The 17,938-nt window shown below is 52.6% G+C and carries 14 protein-coding genes and 1 pseudogene; 9 read left to right on the top strand and 6 right to left on the bottom strand.

The window, feature by feature from the left end; genetic code table 11:
* The first annotated feature begins 157 nt into the window (after window positions 1-157).
* Together F8562_RS06030 and oqxB are read left to right on the top strand one after the other, a co-directional pair.
* Window positions 158-1,333, top strand: a complete 1,176-nt coding sequence (locus F8562_RS06030) for an efflux RND transporter periplasmic adaptor subunit (RefSeq protein WP_042934084.1) — start codon at window positions 158-160, stop codon at window positions 1,331-1,333.
* A gap of 24 nt (window positions 1,334-1,357) precedes the next feature.
* Window positions 1,358-4,510, top strand: coding sequence for a multidrug efflux RND transporter permease subunit OqxB (gene oqxB / locus F8562_RS06025; protein WP_014229160.1), 3,153 nt, complete (start codon window positions 1,358-1,360; stop codon window positions 4,508-4,510).
* A gap of 65 nt (window positions 4,511-4,575) precedes the next feature.
* Here oqxB and F8562_RS06020 read toward each other — a convergent pair whose 3' ends face one another.
* Window positions 4,576-5,055 (bottom strand): RrF2 family transcriptional regulator, encoded by a 480-nt coding sequence (locus F8562_RS06020; protein WP_004121015.1) that lies wholly within the window; start codon window positions 5,053-5,055, stop codon window positions 4,576-4,578.
* A 248-nt stretch (window positions 5,056-5,303) separates the two neighbouring features.
* Window positions 5,304-5,924: a histidine phosphatase family protein gene (locus F8562_RS06015; protein ID WP_042934085.1), complete on the bottom strand. Its 621-nt coding sequence runs from the start codon at window positions 5,922-5,924 to the stop codon at window positions 5,304-5,306.
* Window positions 5,925-6,207: 283 nt separating this feature from the next.
* Here F8562_RS06015 and F8562_RS06010 point away from each other — a divergent pair, with 283 nt between their 5' ends.
* From F8562_RS06010 to F8562_RS05995, 4 genes and pseudogenes are all read left to right on the top strand, one after another.
* A complete protein-coding gene (locus tag F8562_RS06010) occupies window positions 6,208-6,897 on the top strand; it encodes a helix-turn-helix transcriptional regulator (RefSeq protein WP_032720791.1) in 690 nt (229 codons plus the stop codon).
* 70 nt (window positions 6,898-6,967) lie between these two features.
* Window positions 6,968-7,714: an SDR family NAD(P)-dependent oxidoreductase gene (locus tag F8562_RS06005; RefSeq protein ID WP_042934086.1), complete on the top strand. Its 747-nt coding sequence runs from the start codon at window positions 6,968-6,970 to the stop codon at window positions 7,712-7,714.
* Between the two features lie 389 nt (window positions 7,715-8,103).
* Window positions 8,104-8,652, top strand: a complete 549-nt coding sequence (locus tag F8562_RS06000; RefSeq protein ID WP_014838337.1) for a tetratricopeptide repeat protein — start codon at window positions 8,104-8,106, stop codon at window positions 8,650-8,652.
* Window positions 8,653-8,674: 22 nt separating this feature from the next.
* Window positions 8,675-8,845: pseudogene (locus F8562_RS05995) on the top strand (RNA polymerase sigma factor); the annotation flags it as partial.
* 81 nt (window positions 8,846-8,926) lie between these two features.
* On the opposite strand, the gene F8562_RS05990 reads toward F8562_RS05995, so the two are convergent.
* On the bottom strand, window positions 8,927-10,423 hold the full coding sequence (locus tag F8562_RS05990) for a PLP-dependent aminotransferase family protein (RefSeq protein ID WP_014838338.1): 1,497 nt from the start codon (window positions 10,421-10,423) through the stop codon (window positions 8,927-8,929).
* A gap of 38 nt (window positions 10,424-10,461) precedes the next feature.
* Here F8562_RS05990 and F8562_RS05985 point away from each other — a divergent pair, with 38 nt between their 5' ends.
* Window positions 10,462-11,229, top strand: coding sequence for an arylamine N-acetyltransferase family protein (locus tag F8562_RS05985; RefSeq protein ID WP_014838339.1), 768 nt, complete (start codon window positions 10,462-10,464; stop codon window positions 11,227-11,229).
* Window positions 11,230-11,850: 621 nt separating this feature from the next.
* Window positions 11,851-12,822 (top strand): hypothetical protein, encoded by a 972-nt coding sequence (locus F8562_RS05980; protein ID WP_042934088.1) that lies wholly within the window; start codon window positions 11,851-11,853, stop codon window positions 12,820-12,822.
* Between the two features lie 291 nt (window positions 12,823-13,113).
* Here the strand turns inward: F8562_RS05980 and gap are convergent, their stop codons facing one another.
* Window positions 13,114-14,124: a type I glyceraldehyde-3-phosphate dehydrogenase gene (gap, locus tag F8562_RS05975; protein WP_014838342.1), complete on the bottom strand. Its 1,011-nt coding sequence runs from the start codon at window positions 14,122-14,124 to the stop codon at window positions 13,114-13,116.
* 78 nt (window positions 14,125-14,202) lie between these two features.
* Complete coding sequence (locus tag F8562_RS05970) at window positions 14,203-15,183, bottom strand: GlxA family transcriptional regulator (RefSeq protein ID WP_014838343.1); 981 nt, start codon at window positions 15,181-15,183, stop codon at window positions 14,203-14,205.
* 403 nt (window positions 15,184-15,586) lie between these two features.
* Here F8562_RS05970 and F8562_RS05965 point away from each other — a divergent pair, with 403 nt between their 5' ends.
* Window positions 15,587-16,519, top strand: a complete 933-nt coding sequence (locus F8562_RS05965; protein WP_014838344.1) for a GIY-YIG nuclease family protein — start codon at window positions 15,587-15,589, stop codon at window positions 16,517-16,519.
* Window positions 16,520-16,636: 117 nt separating this feature from the next.
* Here F8562_RS05965 and F8562_RS05960 read toward each other — a convergent pair whose 3' ends face one another.
* Complete coding sequence (locus F8562_RS05960) at window positions 16,637-17,716, bottom strand: SMEK domain-containing protein (protein ID WP_014838345.1); 1,080 nt, start codon at window positions 17,714-17,716, stop codon at window positions 16,637-16,639.
* Window positions 17,717-17,938 lie beyond the last annotated feature (222 nt).

The following is a 17,938-nucleotide window of genomic DNA, read 5'->3' as shown; positions in this document are numbered from 1 at the left end:
GCGCCTTCCTACAATCGCCGCGATAGTGTATTCGCAACTGTTACATTTTTGTGGCGATGAACGACACAAATGGCCTTAAGCCAGCCCGGACAAAGGAAGTGGCGCGGTGTCTTCCGCTGCGTCTTGCCCGGCGGCTACCAATACCGGAATAAAAATAATGAGCCTGCAAAAATACTGGGGTAACTTTCATCTGACTGTGCCGGGCGTGATGCTGCTCTCGGCGTTCCTCGTTGGATGCGATGAGGGCGTCGCGCAAAACGCCGCGCCGCAGGCGCCCGCCGTCAGCGCCGCTGATGTGGTCGTCAAATCCATTAGTCAGTGGGACAGCTTTAACGGTCGGATTGAAGCGGTGGAAAGCGTCCAGCTGCGACCCCGCGTCTCCGGCTACATTGACAAAGTGAATTACACCGACGGCCAGGAGGTGAAAAAGGGGGAGGTGCTGTTCACTATCGATGACAGAACCTATCGCGCCGCGCTGGAACAGGCGCAGGCGACGCTGGCGCGAGCCAAAACGCAGGCCAGCCTGGCGCGAAGCGAGGCTAACCGTACCGATAAATTAGTCAATACCAACCTGGTCTCCCGCGAAGAGTGGGAGCAGCGCCGCGCCGCGGCCACTCAGGCGCAGGCCGACATTCGCGCCGCGCAGGCGGCAGTCGACGCCGCGCAGCTTAACCTGGACTTCACCAAAGTGACCGCGCCTATCGATGGCCGCGCCAGCCGGGCATTGATCACCAGCGGTAACCTCGTCACCGCCGGCGACAGCGCCAGCGTGCTCACCACGCTGGTGTCGCAGAAGACGGTTTACGTCTACTTTGACGTGGACGAGTCGACCTACCTCCATTATCAAAATCTCGCCCGCAGCGGGCAGGGCGCGTCCAGCAATCACCTGGCGCTGCCGGTGGAGATTGGCCTGGTTGGCGAAGAGGGCTACCCCCATCAGGGCAAAGTGGATTTTCTGGATAATCAGTTAACGCCGAGCACCGGCACCATCCGGATGCGCGCGCTGCTGGATAACGCGCAGCGTCAGTTCACGCCGGGTCTCTTTGCCCGCGTCCGCCTGCCGGGCAGCGCGGAATTCAACGCCACGCTTATCGATGATAAAGCGGTGTTGACCGATCAGGATCGCAAATATGTTTATGTCGTTGATAAAGAGGGTAAAGCGCAGCGCCGTGATATTACGCCGGGCCGTCTGGCCGACGGTTTGCGCATCGTGCAGCAGGGGCTGAAGCCGGGCGACAGAGTCATTGTCGATGGTCTACAGAAAGTGTTTATGCCGGGCATGCCGGTTAACGCGAAAACCGTGGCCATGACCGCCAGCACCGCCCTCAACTGATCCCTTGACCTGAGAATCCAACCCATGGACTTTTCCCGTTTTTTCATCGACAGGCCGATTTTTGCCGCCGTTCTGTCGATTCTGATTTTTATCACCGGATTAATCGCCATCCCGCTGCTGCCGGTGAGCGAATATCCTGACGTCGTACCGCCCAGCGTGCAGGTGCGCGCGGAGTATCCGGGCGCCAACCCGAAAGTGATTGCCGAGACCGTGGCGACGCCGCTGGAAGAGGCGATCAACGGCGTTGAAAATATGATGTACATGAAGTCCGTCGCCGGTTCTGACGGTGTACTGGTGACCACCGTAACCTTCCGTCCGGGTACCGATCCCGATCAGGCGCAGGTTCAGGTGCAAAATCGGGTATCGCAGGCCGAAGCGCGTCTGCCGGAAGATGTGCGGCGTTTAGGGATCACCACCCAGAAGCAGTCGCCGACGCTGACGCTGGTAGTGCATCTGTTTTCGCCCGGCGGTAAATACGATTCCCTGTATATGCGTAACTACGCCACGCTGAAGGTGAAGGATGAACTGGCGCGCCTGCCCGGCGTCGGCCAAATTCAGATCTTCGGCTCGGGCGAATACGCGATGCGCGTCTGGCTCGATCCCAACAAGGTGGCGGCGCGCGGGCTGACCGCGTCGGATGTGGTCACGGCGATGCAGGAGCAGAACGTCCAGGTTTCCGCCGGGCAGCTTGGCGCCGAGCCGCTGCCGAAAGAGAGCGACTTCCTGATCTCCATTAACGCCCAGGGGCGCCTGCATACCGAAGAAGAGTTTGGCAATATTGTCCTGAAAACAACGCAGGACGGTACGGTCGTCCGCCTGCGCGACGTGGCGCGTATCGAAATGGGCTCCGGCAGCTATGCGCTGCGTTCCCAGCTGAACAATAAAGACGCGGTCGGAATTGGTATCTTCCAGTCGCCGGGGGCGAACGCCATCGATTTGTCTAACGCGGTGCGCGCCAAAATGGACGAGCTGTCGAAGCGTTTCCCGCAGGATATGAAATGGGCGGCGCCTTACGATCCGACGGTATTTGTTCGCGATTCCATTCGCGCGGTAGTGCAAACGCTGCTGGAAGCGGTGGTGCTGGTTGTGCTGGTGGTGATCCTGTTCCTGCAAACCTGGCGCGCGTCGATTATTCCGCTGATCGCGGTACCGGTTTCGGTTGTGGGTACCTTCAGCATTCTCTACCTGCTGGGCTTCTCGCTGAATACCCTGAGCTTGTTCGGGCTGGTGCTGGCCATCGGCATCGTGGTGGATGATGCCATCGTGGTGGTGGAAAACGTCGAGCGAAATATCGAGGAAGGGCTGGCTCCGCTCGCCGCGGCGCATCAGGCGATGCGTGAGGTGTCCGGCCCGATTATCGCCATTGCGCTGGTGCTGTGCGCGGTGTTTGTGCCGATGGCGTTTCTCTCGGGCGTGACCGGCCAGTTCTACAAGCAGTTTGCGGTGACGATCGCCATCTCCACGGTGATCTCCGCCATCAACTCGCTGACGCTCTCTCCGGCGCTGGCCGCGCTGCTGCTAAAACCGCACGGCGCGCCAAAAGACTTCCCGACCCGGCTTATCGACCGTCTTTTCGGCTGGATTTTTCGTCCGTTTAACCGCTTTTTCCACCGCAGCTCGAACGGCTATCAGGGGCTGGTGGGAAAAACGCTCGGACGACGCGGGGCGGTGTTTGTGGTCTATGTGCTGCTGCTCTGCGCGGCGGGCGTCATGTTTAAAGCGGTACCCGGCGGATTTATACCGACGCAGGATAAACTGTATTTAATCGGCGGCGTGAAAATGCCGGAAGGTTCTTCGCTGGCGCGCACCGATGCGGTGATCCGCAAAATGAGCGAAATCGGGATGAATACCGAAGGTGTGGATTACGCGGTCGCGTTTCCGGGGCTTAACGCGCTGCAGTTCACCAATACGCCGAATACCGGAACGGTCTTCTTTGGCCTGAAGCCGTTCGACCAGCGTAAACATTCGGCTGCGGAAATTAACGCTGAGATCAACGCGAAAATCGCGCAAATCCAGCAGGGCTTTGGCTTCTCTATTTTGCCTCCGCCGATTTTAGGGCTCGGCCAGGGTTCCGGCTATTCGCTCTATATTCAGGACCGGGCAGGTCTTGGCTATGGTGCGCTGCAAAGCGCGGTAAACGCGATGTCCGGTACCATTATGCAGACGCCGGGGATGCACTTCCCGATCTCCACCTACCAGGCTAACGTGCCGCAGCTGGATGTCCAGGTCGATCGTGATAAGGCGAAAGCGCAGGGCGTGTCGCTCACCGATCTGTTTGGTACGCTGCAAACCTATCTGGGATCGTCTTACGTCAATGATTTTAACCAGTTCGGCCGGACCTGGCGCGTGATGGCGCAGGCCGACGGCCCGTTCCGCGAAAGCGTGGAGGATATTGCCAATTTGCGCACGCGGAATAATCAGGGCGAAATGGTGCCAATCGGCAGTATGGTGAATATCAGCACCACCTACGGGCCGGATCCGGTGATTCGCTACAATGGCTATCCGGCGGCGGATTTGATTGGCGATGCCGATCCGCGCGTACTCTCTTCCTCGCAGGCGATGACGCAGCTGGAGAAAATGTCCGGCCAGATATTGCCGAACGGGATGAATATCGAATGGACGGATCTGAGCTTCCAGCAGGCCACGCAGGGCAATACGGCGCTGATCGTCTTCCCGGTGGCGGTGCTGCTGGCGTTCCTGGTGCTGGCGGCGCTGTATGAAAGCTGGACGCTGCCGCTGGCGGTGATTCTTATCGTGCCGATGACGATGCTCTCCGCGCTGTTTGGCGTCTGGCTGACCGGCGGCGATAACAACGTGTTCGTACAGGTGGGGCTGGTGGTGCTGATGGGGCTGGCCTGTAAAAACGCGATTCTGATCGTGGAGTTTGCCCGCGAGCTGGAAATTCAGGGGAAAGGGATCATGGAAGCGGCGCTGGAGGCGTGTCGCTTGCGTTTACGTCCAATTGTGATGACCTCTATCGCCTTTATTGCCGGGACCATCCCGCTGATCCTCGGCCACGGCGCGGGCGCGGAAGTGCGCGGCGTTACCGGGATCACGGTGTTCTCCGGGATGCTGGGGGTGACGCTGTTTGGTCTGTTCCTGACCCCGGTGTTTTACGTGACGCTGCGTAAATTCGTGACGCGCGGTAAACCTGCTGAGGACGTTTCGCCGGCGTAGGGTGCGGCAGATAACAAAAAACCGCCTTCACTGTGAAGGCGGTTTTTTTTTGCGCTCAAGGAAAATTAATGGGCTTCTTTATATTTGGCGATAAGTTCAGGCACCGGATCGCACCCGCTGGTATCGGCTTTTTTCACCTCTTCCAGCGCGCTTGCCACGGTGTGGCGTGCCAGTACCTGTAGCGAAGCCTGCTCCGCTTCATCGGCGATAGATTTGAAGTACCAGCACGCGTTCGCGCTGACCACGCAGCGGGCGGGGACGTCAGGGCGCGACGCCCACAGTTTTTTATCTTCGATAACGGAGACGTAGATATCGCGCAGGGTGATCTCTTCCGCCGGGCGGCCGAGATGAATAGAGCCGTTGCGGCCAAGCGTTGAGACAATTATGCCGTCACGCGTGAGAGGAACCATGAGTTTGCGGATAAAGCTCGGGTTCGCTTCCAGGCCGTAGGCCAGAATCGCGCTCGTCGAACGTTCACCCAACTGCTCCGCCATTGCTACGCTGAGAACCATCTGCAAAGCTGTCGGGAAGCGGTAATCTAACATTTTCTTATCCTGGGTAGCGGTGAATCTTGTTCTTTTTGGCACCGCAGAGGTGAGTAAGCAATAAACAACAATATACCAAATACGGTAATTTTTTTGAAGCAATCTGCGCTTTTCCCACCAGGTAAAAAAGCGTAAGTGAGAGCGGGGCCAGCCGACGCTTCACGCCATGGCGTGAGGCACTGATGAAAAAGGTATCAGCATTTAATACCCGCTCGGGCACACAGGACCCCCGGGGTCTTAATGGGCGTTTACCGTTGAAGTTGAATGAGGTGGGTAGCCATCCCCCATCTGAGTGCGGCGCATTTGCCGTCCGTAAAATCGAAAACAGAGTAACTCGCATTGGGGTGAGCATAGCGAGAGAAGTTATCGAGAGCCCCCTCTTTAAGTATCGCCAGCACGCCCTGACTGACATGCCCGTGAGAAACAACACAGACGATCTGATGTTCATTGGTATTTTGCAGGTGTTGTAAGAAATTTATCACGCGTCGAGTCGCCTGGGCTAACGACTCTCCCTCCGGGGGACAATAGGCTGCATCAAGGGAGAGCAACGCATCTGCATCACGCGGATTGTTTCGCCTGAAGTGATCGAAAGATATCCCTTCAAAGCAACCAAAGGACTGTTCCTTAAGAGATTCTTCAACTTTTAACGGGCAGCCAAGACCTTCAGACAGCTTCAGCCCCATGTGCAAGGCGCGCCCAAGCGGGGAGCTGTAAACACATTCTATTGGATATGCCTCTTTCGTCAGCGCTGTCAGTAACGCCGCTGTTTCTTGCATACCGCGGTGGGTTACGAAGCTGTCGCGATGCCCCTGAATAATCCCTCTATGATTCCACTCGGTTTCTGCGTGCCTCACCCATATCACTTTCATCGTATTTGAGATCCGTTATCCAATGTGAATACCCGTTTGTTTATCTGATTCAGGGCGAAAGTGTAGCATGGTGAACGTTTGAAGCCGGTTTCTGGATATTATCCAGCGATAATGTCCGCTTCTGGCACAAAGCGCTGCCTACCAAACTCACCCCATGTCCTGTCGCGGTGTATTAAACAACGGGGAGCCACTCAGCTTAAGCATGTACGTTTGCTTTATACTAAGATATTTATCCAACATAGGCGTTAAGATATCGTCTCAGGATCAAGATGGATTTATCAGCATGACCAGAACAGAAAGGCTTCTCGAATTACTACAGATATTAAGGGCGCAAAGATATCCGATCACGGCTTCCGCTCTCTCAGAAAGATTAGAAATAAGCGTGCGCTCCCTTTACAGAGATATAAAAACGCTACAGCAGCAAGGCGTGTGCATTGAAGGGGGGGCTGGAATTGGTTATATCGTTAAGTCTGACTTTCATTTGCCGCCTTTAAATCTTTCTCATGAAGAAATTAATGCTATTATACTTGGGCTAAATTGGGTTTCTCATAATACGGATCATGATTTCAAAAAAAACGCAAGGAATGCGCTTGCTAAAATACATGCCGTTATTCCCGGTGAATTAAAAAATCTTATTGAGAGTCAATCCTATCTGACCGGTCCCACAGAAAAGAATGAGGTGTTTTTTGAAGACTTGCGTGATGCGATTAAAAAACGAAAGAGAATCAAAATAAAGTATTGTGATAAGAGCAATGTTAACTCTTCTCGAGTCATATGGCCCATCGCATTGGTATATATGGAGTCATGCTGGCTTTTGGTTGCATGGTGTGAAATGAGAAAGGATTTCCGTCATTTTAGAACGGACAAAATACAAGGCTTTGTGCCGCTGGATTCCAGGTATAGTGAAAGCAGGTTAGTTTTATTGAATAAATGGAGAATGAAAGAGGGGATCGGCCTGGAGAAAGAGTACTGACAAAAACTGTCACTGCGAATTTGTATACTTCCTCAGATGTAAGACTCAATGCTACGTCATAGGGGGGATTATGAATTTTCAAAATAAAGTGGCTGTTATCACCGGCAGCACTGCAGGTATAGGCGAGGCAGTCGCAGAGCAATTACACAAACATGGCGCGAAGGTCGTCATTGTGTCCCGCTCGTCAGAGGAGGCGAAACAAAAAGCGAAACAATTGTCTTCACAGGGACAACCAGCAATGGGGATCGGATGCGATGTGTCACAGCCCGAACAAGTACGGCAAATGATAGATGACGTTATCAACTATTTTGGCAGGCTTGATTATGCTGTCAATAATGCAGGCATAACAGGTGAGCATGGTAAAAAGATAACAGAGCAGACAGTTGAAAACTGGGATAAGGTCATTGCCACCTCATTGAGCAGCGTTTTTTACTGCCTAAAATACGAGATACTTCAGATGATGAAGATGGGGGGCGCTATCGTTAATTTATCTGCAGTAAATGGTCTGGTTGGCATTCCTGGGCTGGCGCCTTACACCGCCGCTAAGCATGGTATAATTGGTTTAACCCAAACCACAGCGCTGGAGTTTGCATGTCAAGGCATTCGCATCAATGCCGTCGCTCCGGGCTATGTCCAAACCCCACGAATAAGCGAATTCCCTGAAAATATCGTACGCAGTTTCGCAAATAGCCACCCTATGAAAAGGATGGCAAAAATGCAGGAAATCGCAGACTTCATATTGTTTTTGTTGTCAGATAAATCAGCGTTCTGTACCGGAGGCGTTTATCCCATTGATGGTGGTTTTTTAGCTGAGTGACATTCCCGTTAGGTTTTTTAAAGCCTCCGTTTTGCCGCGTCAGAGGCCAGGGGCATGCCGGGCCGTTCCGTCAACGTCAGCCCGGCGCTGGCTATCACTGATCTTTGGCGACCAGATACACCTCTTCGCTGCGTCGCCAGAAATGTGAAGGAATAAACGGGGATATATACTCATACGAGGGCGCGAAGAAGGATCGTACCTGAGCCCGGCGATAAAAAACGAAAAAACGTATTGCACATATCCGGGAGCCGCTGGAGCGGGGAACGCCCCTGAAAAAAAGCGGCGGGCCGGTCATATTTGCTGCGCGCTTTTCCCTCACTATCTGCTACGGGACAGCATACCGCGTCGTATGCTGCCTTGCCGTTCTTTTCGTTAACCCGGAGTTCACTATGAACACGTTGTCGTTTTTACATTCCGCCATTAATCAACGTCTGCTGCTGCCCGTGGTGTTTGCTCTGCTGACCACGCCGGTTTTGGCCGCAGGTGACAATAGTACCAACAGCAAAACGCCGGACTGCCCCAGCGGACAGGTGTATGACAGCACGAAAAAACAGTGCGTACCTGAAAAAACAAGCCAGCTCAGCGATGAAGATAAAACGCGTTATGCCTATCATCTGGCCAAAAAAGGGGAGTACCAGGCGGCCCTGGACCTGCTCAACACCCTGAAAAATGGCGATACCGCGGAAGCCTGGAATTACCGGGGCTATGCCACGCGTAAGCTGGGCCGTACCGATGAGGGCATCGGCTACTATCAGCGTTCAATCGCGCTCGATCCGACCTATGCCAAAGTACGTGAATACCTTGGTGAAGCATGGCTGGCGAAAGGCCGTCCTGACCTGGCAAAAGAGCAATTGAAAACTATCGCCACGCTGTGCGGCCATAGCTGCGAGGAGTACCGGGATCTTCAGGCAGCGATCGACGGTCATCCTGAGTCCTGAATAAGAGTATGAGGATAAAAAAATTACGACCAGCGGCGTCCGTCAGCATCTTGCTGCACATCTGACACGCCTGTGGCGCTATGGGCTGGTTCTGTCGCGTAACCGAGAGGTTGTCGAAGAGCTGGTTCAGTCTGCGTGTGTCCGCGCGCTTGAAAAAAGCGCGCGGTTCACCCCGAGGAGGCGGCCGACACGTTGCCCGTCCCGATTGGTTACCCTATCTATAAACGTATCCTGGTTTTATCTCCAATTGACCGGCCCCGGGCAATAGCCGCTGTCAATGTTCCCTGGCCAATTCGTGGCATACGATACCGAGCTGTTCCACGGCATGCAAAAGCGCGGGGGTGGGTTCATTCGCACCGTTCAGGCGCAGGTAGTTTTGCAGTTCCGCCGCGCCCGGGGAAAACAGCGGCCCCGGACTGACGCCAATGCCCAGGGCGAGTGCGCGACGATGTACCTCCAGCGCATCTATCCTGGAGGGGAGTTGTACCCAAATCAAAAAGCCGGCTTCCGGAGCCGCGACGCGCGTGCCCGGTGGGAAGCAGGCTTCAACTCGGGTGATGATGGCGCGCATACCTTCCGCAATCCGCAGCTTCAGGTGCCGCAGGTGCCTGTCGTAATCGCCGCTGGCGAGGATCTCGTTTGCCGCGGCTTCAATCAGCGGCGCGCCTGCCCATTCTCCGGCCATGCGGGCCTGCAATACCGCGGAGTGGTAGCGTCCGGCAGCAATCCAGCCAATTCGCCAGCCCGGCGCCAGGGTTTTCGACAGCGAACTGCAATAAATCACATTTCCGTCCCTGTCGAAGGCTTTACACGCGGGCGGACGCTGAGCGCCACCGGCCAGATCGCCATACACATCGTCCTCAATGAGCGGGATGCCCTTATCGGCGAGCAGCGCCACCAGCGCCTGTTTGCGCACCACGGGCATGCTGGCACCCAGCGGATTTTGCACCGTGGGTGAGGCAAGCACGGCCGCAGGGCGGTGGCGCTGGATAGCGTCTTCAAGGGGCGCCAACAATAAGCCTTCAATCGGGTCTGTGGGGATCTGTAACGCCTTCAGACCCAGATCTTCCAGCAGCAGAAGCGTGCCGAAGTAGGCGGGCTGCTCAATCGCGACAGCATCACCCGGCTGGCATACCGCGCGGAGCGCCAGACGTAGCGCCTGGGTTGCGCCTGCCGTAATGATAAGGTCATCCGCGCCAAAAAGAGCGCCCCACTGCGCAGCGCGTGCGGCAATCTTTCTGCGCAGGTCCGCTCTTCCCGGGGGCAGGCTGTAGCTCTGCCCGCGCGCATCAAGCCGACGACCGGCGGTGTGCAGCGCCCGCTGTAGTGCATCCACGGGAAGCCAGGCGGGATCGGGTAGCGCGGCGCCAAGCGGCACCAGACGCGCTTCAGCGCTACCGAACAGCGACCGGGCAATGGCGGACATAGTCACCGGCACCGGCCCGGGCAAAGAGGCAGCGCGCTGTTCGTTTCCGGAGGCGGCTGGCTGGCGGACAAAATAGCCTGAACGCGGTCGCGCGATAATCAGGCCCTCCGCCTCAAGATAACGCAGCGCTTCCAGGGCCGTGGGGAGGCTGACCTGTTCGCGTTCGGCCAGTTTACGCGCGGAGATAATGCGATCGCCAGCCCGTAAAGCGCCTGAAGCAAGCGTCAGCCGCAGCATATCGGCTATACGGCGGTAGCGGGGCGTCGGCGGGGATATTTCGGACATCGTCATCTGTATAGTCTGCTTTTTGATAAATCTGACTATACAGGCGAAGCGGGGCGCCATCTATAGTGTGTTCCACACCAACCAGCCGGGGAAATCATATGCACAGCGACAGTTTTGACCTTTCACTTTACTTCCGCCGCATAGGCTATAGCGGGCCTGCGGCAGCGGATACCGCAACGCTACACGCGCTCATGCGTCACCAGCTCTTTGCCATCCCCTTCGAAAATCTGGACGTACAGGCAGGTAAAATCGTGTCGATGGAGCCCGATGATATTGCCAACAAGCTCTTACGGCAGAGACGGGGCGGCTACTGCTATGAACTCAACGGGCTGTTTAGCATGGCGCTGGAAGCGCTGGGCATTGCCTGGCGGTTTGTCGCGGCGCGGCCCATGTTCTATCCCGCGCGCCGGCCTAAAACCCATATGGCGGTCGTCGCGGAAGTCGAGGGCCGTCAGTGGCTTTGCGACCTTGGCTTTGGGAGCTACGGTATTCGCGCGCCGCTGGCCCTGGATGAACTTGATACGGACATTATCCAGGATTTCGATACGTTCCGGCTTAGCCGCGATGCGCACGGCGACTATCTGCTGCAGGCAAAAGTTGAGGGAAGCTGGGCCAATCAATATGGTTTTGACCTGTCACCTCAGGAATGGATTGATTTTGCTCCGGCCAATTTCCTTAACTCCACGCACCCCGACGCGGTCTTTGTACAAAAGCTGCTGGTTATACAGCATCAGCCCGAGGGGCGCTTTATTCTGCTGGGCAATACGCTCAAGAGCATTACCGCGGATCGGGTAGAAAAGCAGCGGCTGGAAGACGATGAAATTGCGCATGTACTTGAGCAGCGCTTTGCGTTGTCTGCCCGCTAATTAATCAAAGGGGCCAATGAGTCCGGGGCGGAACGGGCACGAAGCAGGGATGCCGGGGGAGCCATCGCGATCGCCATGAGGTGGGAGTGACCGCTTCCCCGTGCCCCTCTCAATCTGTTCATCTGCTGCGACATCAGCAGCGGGTGATTATTTACGTTGCCGGCGGGTATATGAAATAGCAGATAATGCAAATAAAAAACTAACGCCACTTTTAATAAACAAGGCTATTCAGTTAATTACCACTACAAAAATAAGATAATTCTATCTGAGCTGGCCAATCTGTATCCGTAGTACATATTTCCGCCACACAACCCCCTGCACCTGGAAATTCATTGCTAACAAGTAGTTACAGCTGTGCGGCAATATTTTTGGCGATAAAAAATGGTTAAAATAAAATCATCTACTAAAATCAAATTGTTGATTAAATTCATACACTGCTCGTTCGTATTAATTTAGATAATTGGCTTTGTGTCGAATGCCCAAAATTTAAGCAGCGGGTGATAGCTGCTGACGATAATTATCCCGCTCGATATTGCCCTGGGTCTGGCAGGTAAATTCCTGCTCTGGACGTTTGTGTAAAACGACACCGGGCTAATTGAGTTATTTCAAAGGACAACGTAAATGACGAATATCTACGACTCTACCAATATAAGCAGTCAGGAAGCAGCCAGGCACTTGCCTGCGGCTGCTGTAAACAGCGCGAGCGCGGTTTCATGGGGGGCGATATTTGCAGGCGCCGCCGCTGCCGCCTCGCTGGCGCTTATGCTGCTCATGCTTGGCGCCGGATTAGGCCTCACTTCAATCTCTCCCTGGGAAAATCAAGGTCTTGCGGCGGGTACCGTCGGTATTGCCGCCATCGCCTGGCTGACGTTTACCCAAATTGTGGCATCAGGAATGGGGGGATATCTGGCCGGACGGCTTCGGACTAAATGGGTTGATACGCATACCAATGAAATCTATTTCCGCGATACGGCGCATGGCTTTCTGACATGGGCGGTGGCGCTGCTGGTATCAGCCGTTCTTTTAACCACCACCATCAGTTCACTCATCGGCGGCAGCGCAAAAGTCATTGGTTCCGTTGCCGGGGGCGCGACGGCAACCGCCGTGAATAACGCGGGGGAGGGATCCTCGATGTTATCGAAGTCATCGATGGAATATTTTACCCGCTCGCTGTTCAGGGCGAGCGGCTCCACTCCGGCAGGTAACAGCAACGCACCGGGCAATGATGTCATGGCCATGAATCAGCCGGTGCCGCCAAAGGCGGAGTCACCCGCTCAATTAGCCGAGGTGACGGGCATTTTTGCTAACAGTATTTATTCTGGCGCGCTTCCCAAGGATGATCTGACCTATGTGGCGCAGCTGGTTTCTCAGAATACCGGCATCAGTCAGCAAGAGGCCGAACAGCGGGTACAGGCGGTTTATGATAAAGCCCAGGCTAATTTGAAAGAGGCAAAAGATAAAGCGCAGCAGGCCGCAGACGCCGCCAGAAAAACCACCAGCTACGTCACTCTGTGGTCATTTATTTCTCTGTTAATTGGCGCTTTTGTTGCCAGTCTCTGTGCCACCTATGGCGGCCGTCAGCGTGATTTATAACGTCTAATACTCATTATACGGGAGGAACCTATGCGTTCAATATTGCTTTTCTTTCTGGGTGTGCCAATTCCTATCATTATTTTAATCGCGCTATTTGTGCACTGACTATTTTCCGGCCCCGCAGGAATCGTGGTTAAGAAAATACTGACCCTCGCACATTACCGCTAAAGCATAAATGCCCTTCGAGGGCATTTATGCTTTTTATCAGGCGCTCAGAGGAGCCTGCTGCGCGTCACCAGGGAAGCTCTCCGCGACAGGGTGATGTCAACTATCAATAACACCCGCAGTGAATTAACGCTCACGCCTTGCCATCATCAGCGCCAGGTCAACGAGGCGGTTAGAGAAGCCCCATTCATTGTCGTACCACGCCAGAATTTTAACCATATTGCCGCCAATCACCAGCGTTGACAGACCGTCGATAATCGACGAGCGCGGGTCACCCTGGTAGTCGCTGGAGACGAGCGGTTCATCGCTATAGCCGAGGATCCCTTTTAGCGGCCCAGCCGCGGCGGCTTCACGAAAGGCATTGTTCACCTCTTCGGCCGTCACCTCTCGCGCCAGCGTCACGGTCAGGTCGACAATAGACACCACCGGTACCGGGACGCGCAGCGAGTATCCCGTTAAGCGGCCATCCAGCTCAGGAATAACTTTGCCCAGCGCCTTCGCTGCGCCGCTGGAGTAAGGCACTATCGACAGAGCGGCGGCGCGAGCGCCGCGCAGATCTTTTTCCGGCTGATCGTGCAGGGCCTGGCTGTTGGTGTAGGCGTGGGTGGTGTTCATCAAACCGTGCTTAATACCGAAATGCTGGTGCAGAACCTGCGCGGCAGGCGCCAGACCGTTGGTGGTGCAGCTACCGTTGCTGACCACGTAGTGTTTATCCGGGGAGTAGAGGCCATCGTTAACGCCCATCACGATGGTTAAATCATCGTTTTTGCCGGGGGCGGAGATAATCACGCGCTTTGCGCCACCGCTGTGGATATGCACCGCCGCCTTGTCGCGATCGGTGAAGAATCCGGTGGCTTCAATGACGATATCGACTTCACGCTGATGCCACGGGATATTGGCCGGGTCGCGTTCGCTGAATACGGTTATGGGTTTACCGTCAACCACAAGCTGCCCTTCACCGGCGGTGACGTCCGCGTCGAGCTTACCGAGCAGCGAGTCGTATTTCAGCAGATGCGCCAGCGTTTTGCTGTCCGTCAAATCGTTGATCGCCACAATCTGAATATCCGGATGACCCAGTGCAGCGCGTAGTACGTTGCGTCCGATACGGCCAAAACCGTTAATACCGACCTTTACCATGATTAACTCCTTATCCATTGTCTCTGGCGTCAGAGTAGGCCGGGCAGGCTTTGGCGTAAATGACAAAAAAGGATCACTTTACGCCATTTTGCGACAGTGAAATCGCTGGCGATATTCCCCGGGGGTGAGGTGAAGCTGTTTTTCAAATAGCCGTCGCAGGTTAATGCTGCTGCCAAATCCCGTTTGTTCGGCGATACGATCCAGCGTCTCGTTAGTTTGCTCCAGACGCTGCCGCGCGGCGGCCAGACGGGCTTCGGCGACGTAGCGCGCCGGCGAAGCACCGGTTTCCCGGGTAAATACGCGGGTGAAATTCCTTGGACTCATGGCGACCCTTTCCGCCAGTTTATCCACGCTGAGATCGGCGGTGAGGTTTGCGAGCAACCACGCCAGCAGATCGTTAATAGGGCCCAGGGTGCTGGTCTGCTGAAGGTTGTAGCGGCTAAACTGCAGCTGGCCGCCGGGGCGACGCAGGTACATGACGAAATCCTGGGCAATATCGCGCGCCAGGCTGAAGCCGTAGTCCTCTTCAACCAGCGCCAGGGTGAGATCGAAGCCGGAACTGACCCCGCCAGAGGTCCATATGTGTTCGTCCTGAATATAGAGCGGACCGCCTTCGACGCGTACCTGAGGAAATTCCGCCTGCAGGGTATCCAGTAGCTTCCAGTGGGTAGTGGCTCGCCTGCCGTCCAGCAGCCCGGTTTGCGCCAGCAGCAGGGCTCCACCGCATATGGAGGCAATGCGGCGGGCATGGGGAGCCGCAAGGCGCAGCCAGTCAACCACCGCAACCCCTTCCTGCGGGTTTTGACCTCTGCCGGTAATCATGATGGTATCGAGCGGCTCGCGAGGGTCTATCTCATGCAGGCGATGATCGGCCAGCAGATTTAAACCGGACTGACCATGGATCACCTGATGCGGCTGGGTGGTCGCTAGCTGGACCTGGTAGCAAAGCCCCCCGGCGCCTTCCGGGTGCAGACGGTTGGCCTGCATCAGAATGTCGGCAATACCGGCGGATTCAAACAGCATGCCGCCATCCGGGACAATAATAAGTATCTTCTTCATGTCCTGAAAAGTAATCTTTTTACAGAATAAGTCAACAGAACAGACGGGGGAGGGGGAGTTTCTGCCACCACAGCGACGCTCTCGTCTCGCTCGCTGATGGTGTGACGTCGACGGGATGGGGTTGCCTGCTGAGGTAGGTCTCGCACAAACTGGACTGGAAAAATAGTACCGAATGTCTGCTATGAGCGAGGAGCAGACGTTGCTAACAGCATTCTATGTGAATCAACAACGATATATTTTCTCCACATGCACCTCAAGTACATTGCGCCACTACACTTTATAATCGCTAACGATGATAAGTATACTTATATAAGTCTTTGCCCTTAGCTCTTGGATTAACTTGTTGAAGTTTCGAGAAAATAATGATAAACAAAAAAAGTGGCAATAATAATGGATTTTAATTATGGAATGGAGATTTTTAGGTTCAATATCAGAGGCTAGGAAATCTGGCTGTAGCGGAGTTTATCTTATTGTCCATAAAGGACTTTTCAATCGTGTGGTTTACGTTGGAGTAAGTTGTAATGTAGGTAGAAGGATAAACGAACATTACGACGGTTACCTGAGAGGAAACCGAACAATTTACGACGCGGGTCACGATGACGACGTGTATCGCTTCATGTCAGCGTATAAAATTCATAACCATACAAAATATTATCAAGCCTTAGCGAAGGATTATAAGATATGGGCATCTACAACGTTATATTCTGATTTGCCGAAAAACATGCTAGCAAAAAGCCAAAGCTTTGATACTGACTGGCAGAGTATTGCATTAGAAAAATATATTCCTCAACTGGTAGTATGGGCCCTTCCAATGGCAAGCTACTGTTATTCAAATGCAAGCAGGATTGAAAGTGTAATCCAATCAAAACTCATTAAATCTTTTGATTTGAGAGGTTTTTTTAATTTAAAACAACTAAGCATATTGGGTAAGATTGAATACCCATATATGGAAAAGATTAAGGTTTTTATTATTGATACGCCTGATTTAGACCCGGCATCCCAACTTATCTTTAGCAATCTGTATAATAAAAAAACAGATGACAATTTCTGTAAAGAGTTCCGTTCACAGTTTAAAAGCGAGATTTTTCAGAGGGAAAGTGAAACTCAGAGAAAACGAACTCTCAGGGAGCATAAGGTCTCTCTTTATGAAAATTTTGGCAAGCCTTGGACTTTAAAGGAAATGGAAAAACTTAGAGTCATGCTTGTCGATTTTGATTTGTCCCCGACAGAAATATCTGAGTATCTAGGAAGAGAGCCTCGCTCTATCTCTAAAAAAATAAGCGAAAATGATAAAGTTACTAATTATAAGTGGAGAGAGAGCGTTGGCTGGTTGTGACGTTACGTTTTGATTGAAATAACCCCATTTCGTAAGGTCCGCTCTTGGCACGAAGCGGACCAGATAACTGAGCTGGAGGTCCGCTGTGAGCGAACAGCAGACGTTTGCTGAGGTGTATTAGTAAATCAGGAAAAAATCATTATTTCTAATTGCCCGGTACAATTCTTTTTCATCATATCTCGACATGTAAAAATTACCAATAGCTCTAAATAAATTATAATTCACATCCCAGTTAGACCATTTCAGGATTAATTCTTTGTAATGCGGAAAAATCTCACTATCTTGAACGTAGCGTTCTGTATCGAAAACTTCTATGATCTCACAAATTCCCCACTTATTTAACCCATAATATATATCATCAAATCGCTCGGCTTCTTCTTCAGTAAAATGCGTTGCATATTGCGCAAGGTTAAATCGAATTTCTTGCGAAACGTCATCCTCCCTATTCCTGCCATTTACAAAACCATACTGATAAACCATACAAATAAAATTACGCTGCAACATTGATAGTTCTGATAATTTTTTTTGAAGATGATACAAATCATTTTCACACTGCTCACGCAACCATTCTTTATGGGAGTCAGTTAAGTTCCAATTTAGACCTAATTTATTTATTTCAATGAACTTATTAAAAAGAGATTGGTTTCTTTTGAAACTGGTTATTTGTGGTATGAATAATCCCGAAGAGTTTAAAGGAATCCAATTGGAAAAATTCTCTTTAAGATAAGCAACGACTTTATGCCGTTCTCCTGTTTCTAAAGTACATAGAGAGGATATTAAGTCATTAATATCAAAAACTTTCACGTTAAAGTGTTGATGAGAATATTTTATTCGTTTGTTAGTGGAGTTGATGAAAAAGTAAAAATCTTTATATCCGCTTTTTCTGAGCCAATCAGGTGTTTTGTCTATGCTATCTCCGAATTTTTTGCTACTTGCGGTTGCCGTTACTTGCATCACAATTTTATTGTGCTCATCAACACAATCTATGCCGGGGTAATTATGCTTAAAAACTTTGTTAGCGTCTTCAAACTCTTTTTGAAAAGCTTTATTTATTAGCCACATTAAGGCCTCTTCCGAGGAGGTTGTTCCATTTTGCAAATTAAGTTTTGATTCGTTAGAAATTGTTGCACTATAGCTACTTAAGACTCCAGCTACGAACCTCTTAAAAGTTTCAGTTTTAGTTGCATATATGTTCATTATTGAGAATCCTTTTTCATTTTTATAACTGCCAGAATACAGCTCAGCGGTTTTCTTTTCAATATGGGAATGTCCGCTCCTGGCACGGAGCGGACGAACTAACTGAGTTGAATCTCCGCTATGAGCTAATAGCAGACATAACATCCCCGGGATAGTTTGGGAAAGGATACTCTTCCAGCATCAGTTTCGGTTCATGCTTTTTGGGACAGGATACTTTATGCT

The organism is Klebsiella sp. RCJ4, assembly GCF_009025755.1.
Classification (GTDB): domain Bacteria; phylum Pseudomonadota; class Gammaproteobacteria; order Enterobacterales; family Enterobacteriaceae; genus Klebsiella; species Klebsiella michiganensis.
Note: the sequence above shows the minus strand (reverse complement) of the source record. Positions and strands in the feature narration are given on the sequence as shown.

Coding starts and splice junctions, on each gene's coding strand:
- F8562_RS06030 (WP_042934084.1), top strand. CDS start 158: ATGAGCCTGCAAAAATACTGGGGTAACTTTCATCTGACTGTGCCGGGC.
- oqxB (WP_014229160.1), top strand. CDS start 1,358: ATGGACTTTTCCCGTTTTTTCATCGACAGGCCGATTTTTGCCGCCGTT.
- F8562_RS06020 (WP_004121015.1), bottom strand. CDS start 5,055: ATGTTAGATTACCGCTTCCCGACAGCTTTGCAGATGGTTCTCAGCGTA.
- F8562_RS06015 (WP_042934085.1), bottom strand. CDS start 5,924: ATGAAAGTGATATGGGTGAGGCACGCAGAAACCGAGTGGAATCATAGA.
- F8562_RS06010 (WP_032720791.1), top strand. CDS start 6,208: ATGACCAGAACAGAAAGGCTTCTCGAATTACTACAGATATTAAGGGCG.
- F8562_RS06005 (WP_042934086.1), top strand. CDS start 6,968: ATGAATTTTCAAAATAAAGTGGCTGTTATCACCGGCAGCACTGCAGGT.
- F8562_RS06000 (WP_014838337.1), top strand. CDS start 8,104: ATGAACACGTTGTCGTTTTTACATTCCGCCATTAATCAACGTCTGCTG.
- F8562_RS05990 (WP_014838338.1), bottom strand. CDS start 10,423: ATGGCGCCCCGCTTCGCCTGTATAGTCAGATTTATCAAAAAGCAGACT.
- F8562_RS05985 (WP_014838339.1), top strand. CDS start 10,462: ATGCACAGCGACAGTTTTGACCTTTCACTTTACTTCCGCCGCATAGGC.
- F8562_RS05980 (WP_042934088.1), top strand. CDS start 11,851: ATGACGAATATCTACGACTCTACCAATATAAGCAGTCAGGAAGCAGCC.
- gap (WP_014838342.1), bottom strand. CDS start 14,124: ATGGTAAAGGTCGGTATTAACGGTTTTGGCCGTATCGGACGCAACGTA.
- F8562_RS05970 (WP_014838343.1), bottom strand. CDS start 15,183: ATGAAGAAGATACTTATTATTGTCCCGGATGGCGGCATGCTGTTTGAA.
- F8562_RS05965 (WP_014838344.1), top strand. CDS start 15,587: ATGGAATGGAGATTTTTAGGTTCAATATCAGAGGCTAGGAAATCTGGC.
- F8562_RS05960 (WP_014838345.1), bottom strand. CDS start 17,716: ATGAACATATATGCAACTAAAACTGAAACTTTTAAGAGGTTCGTAGCT.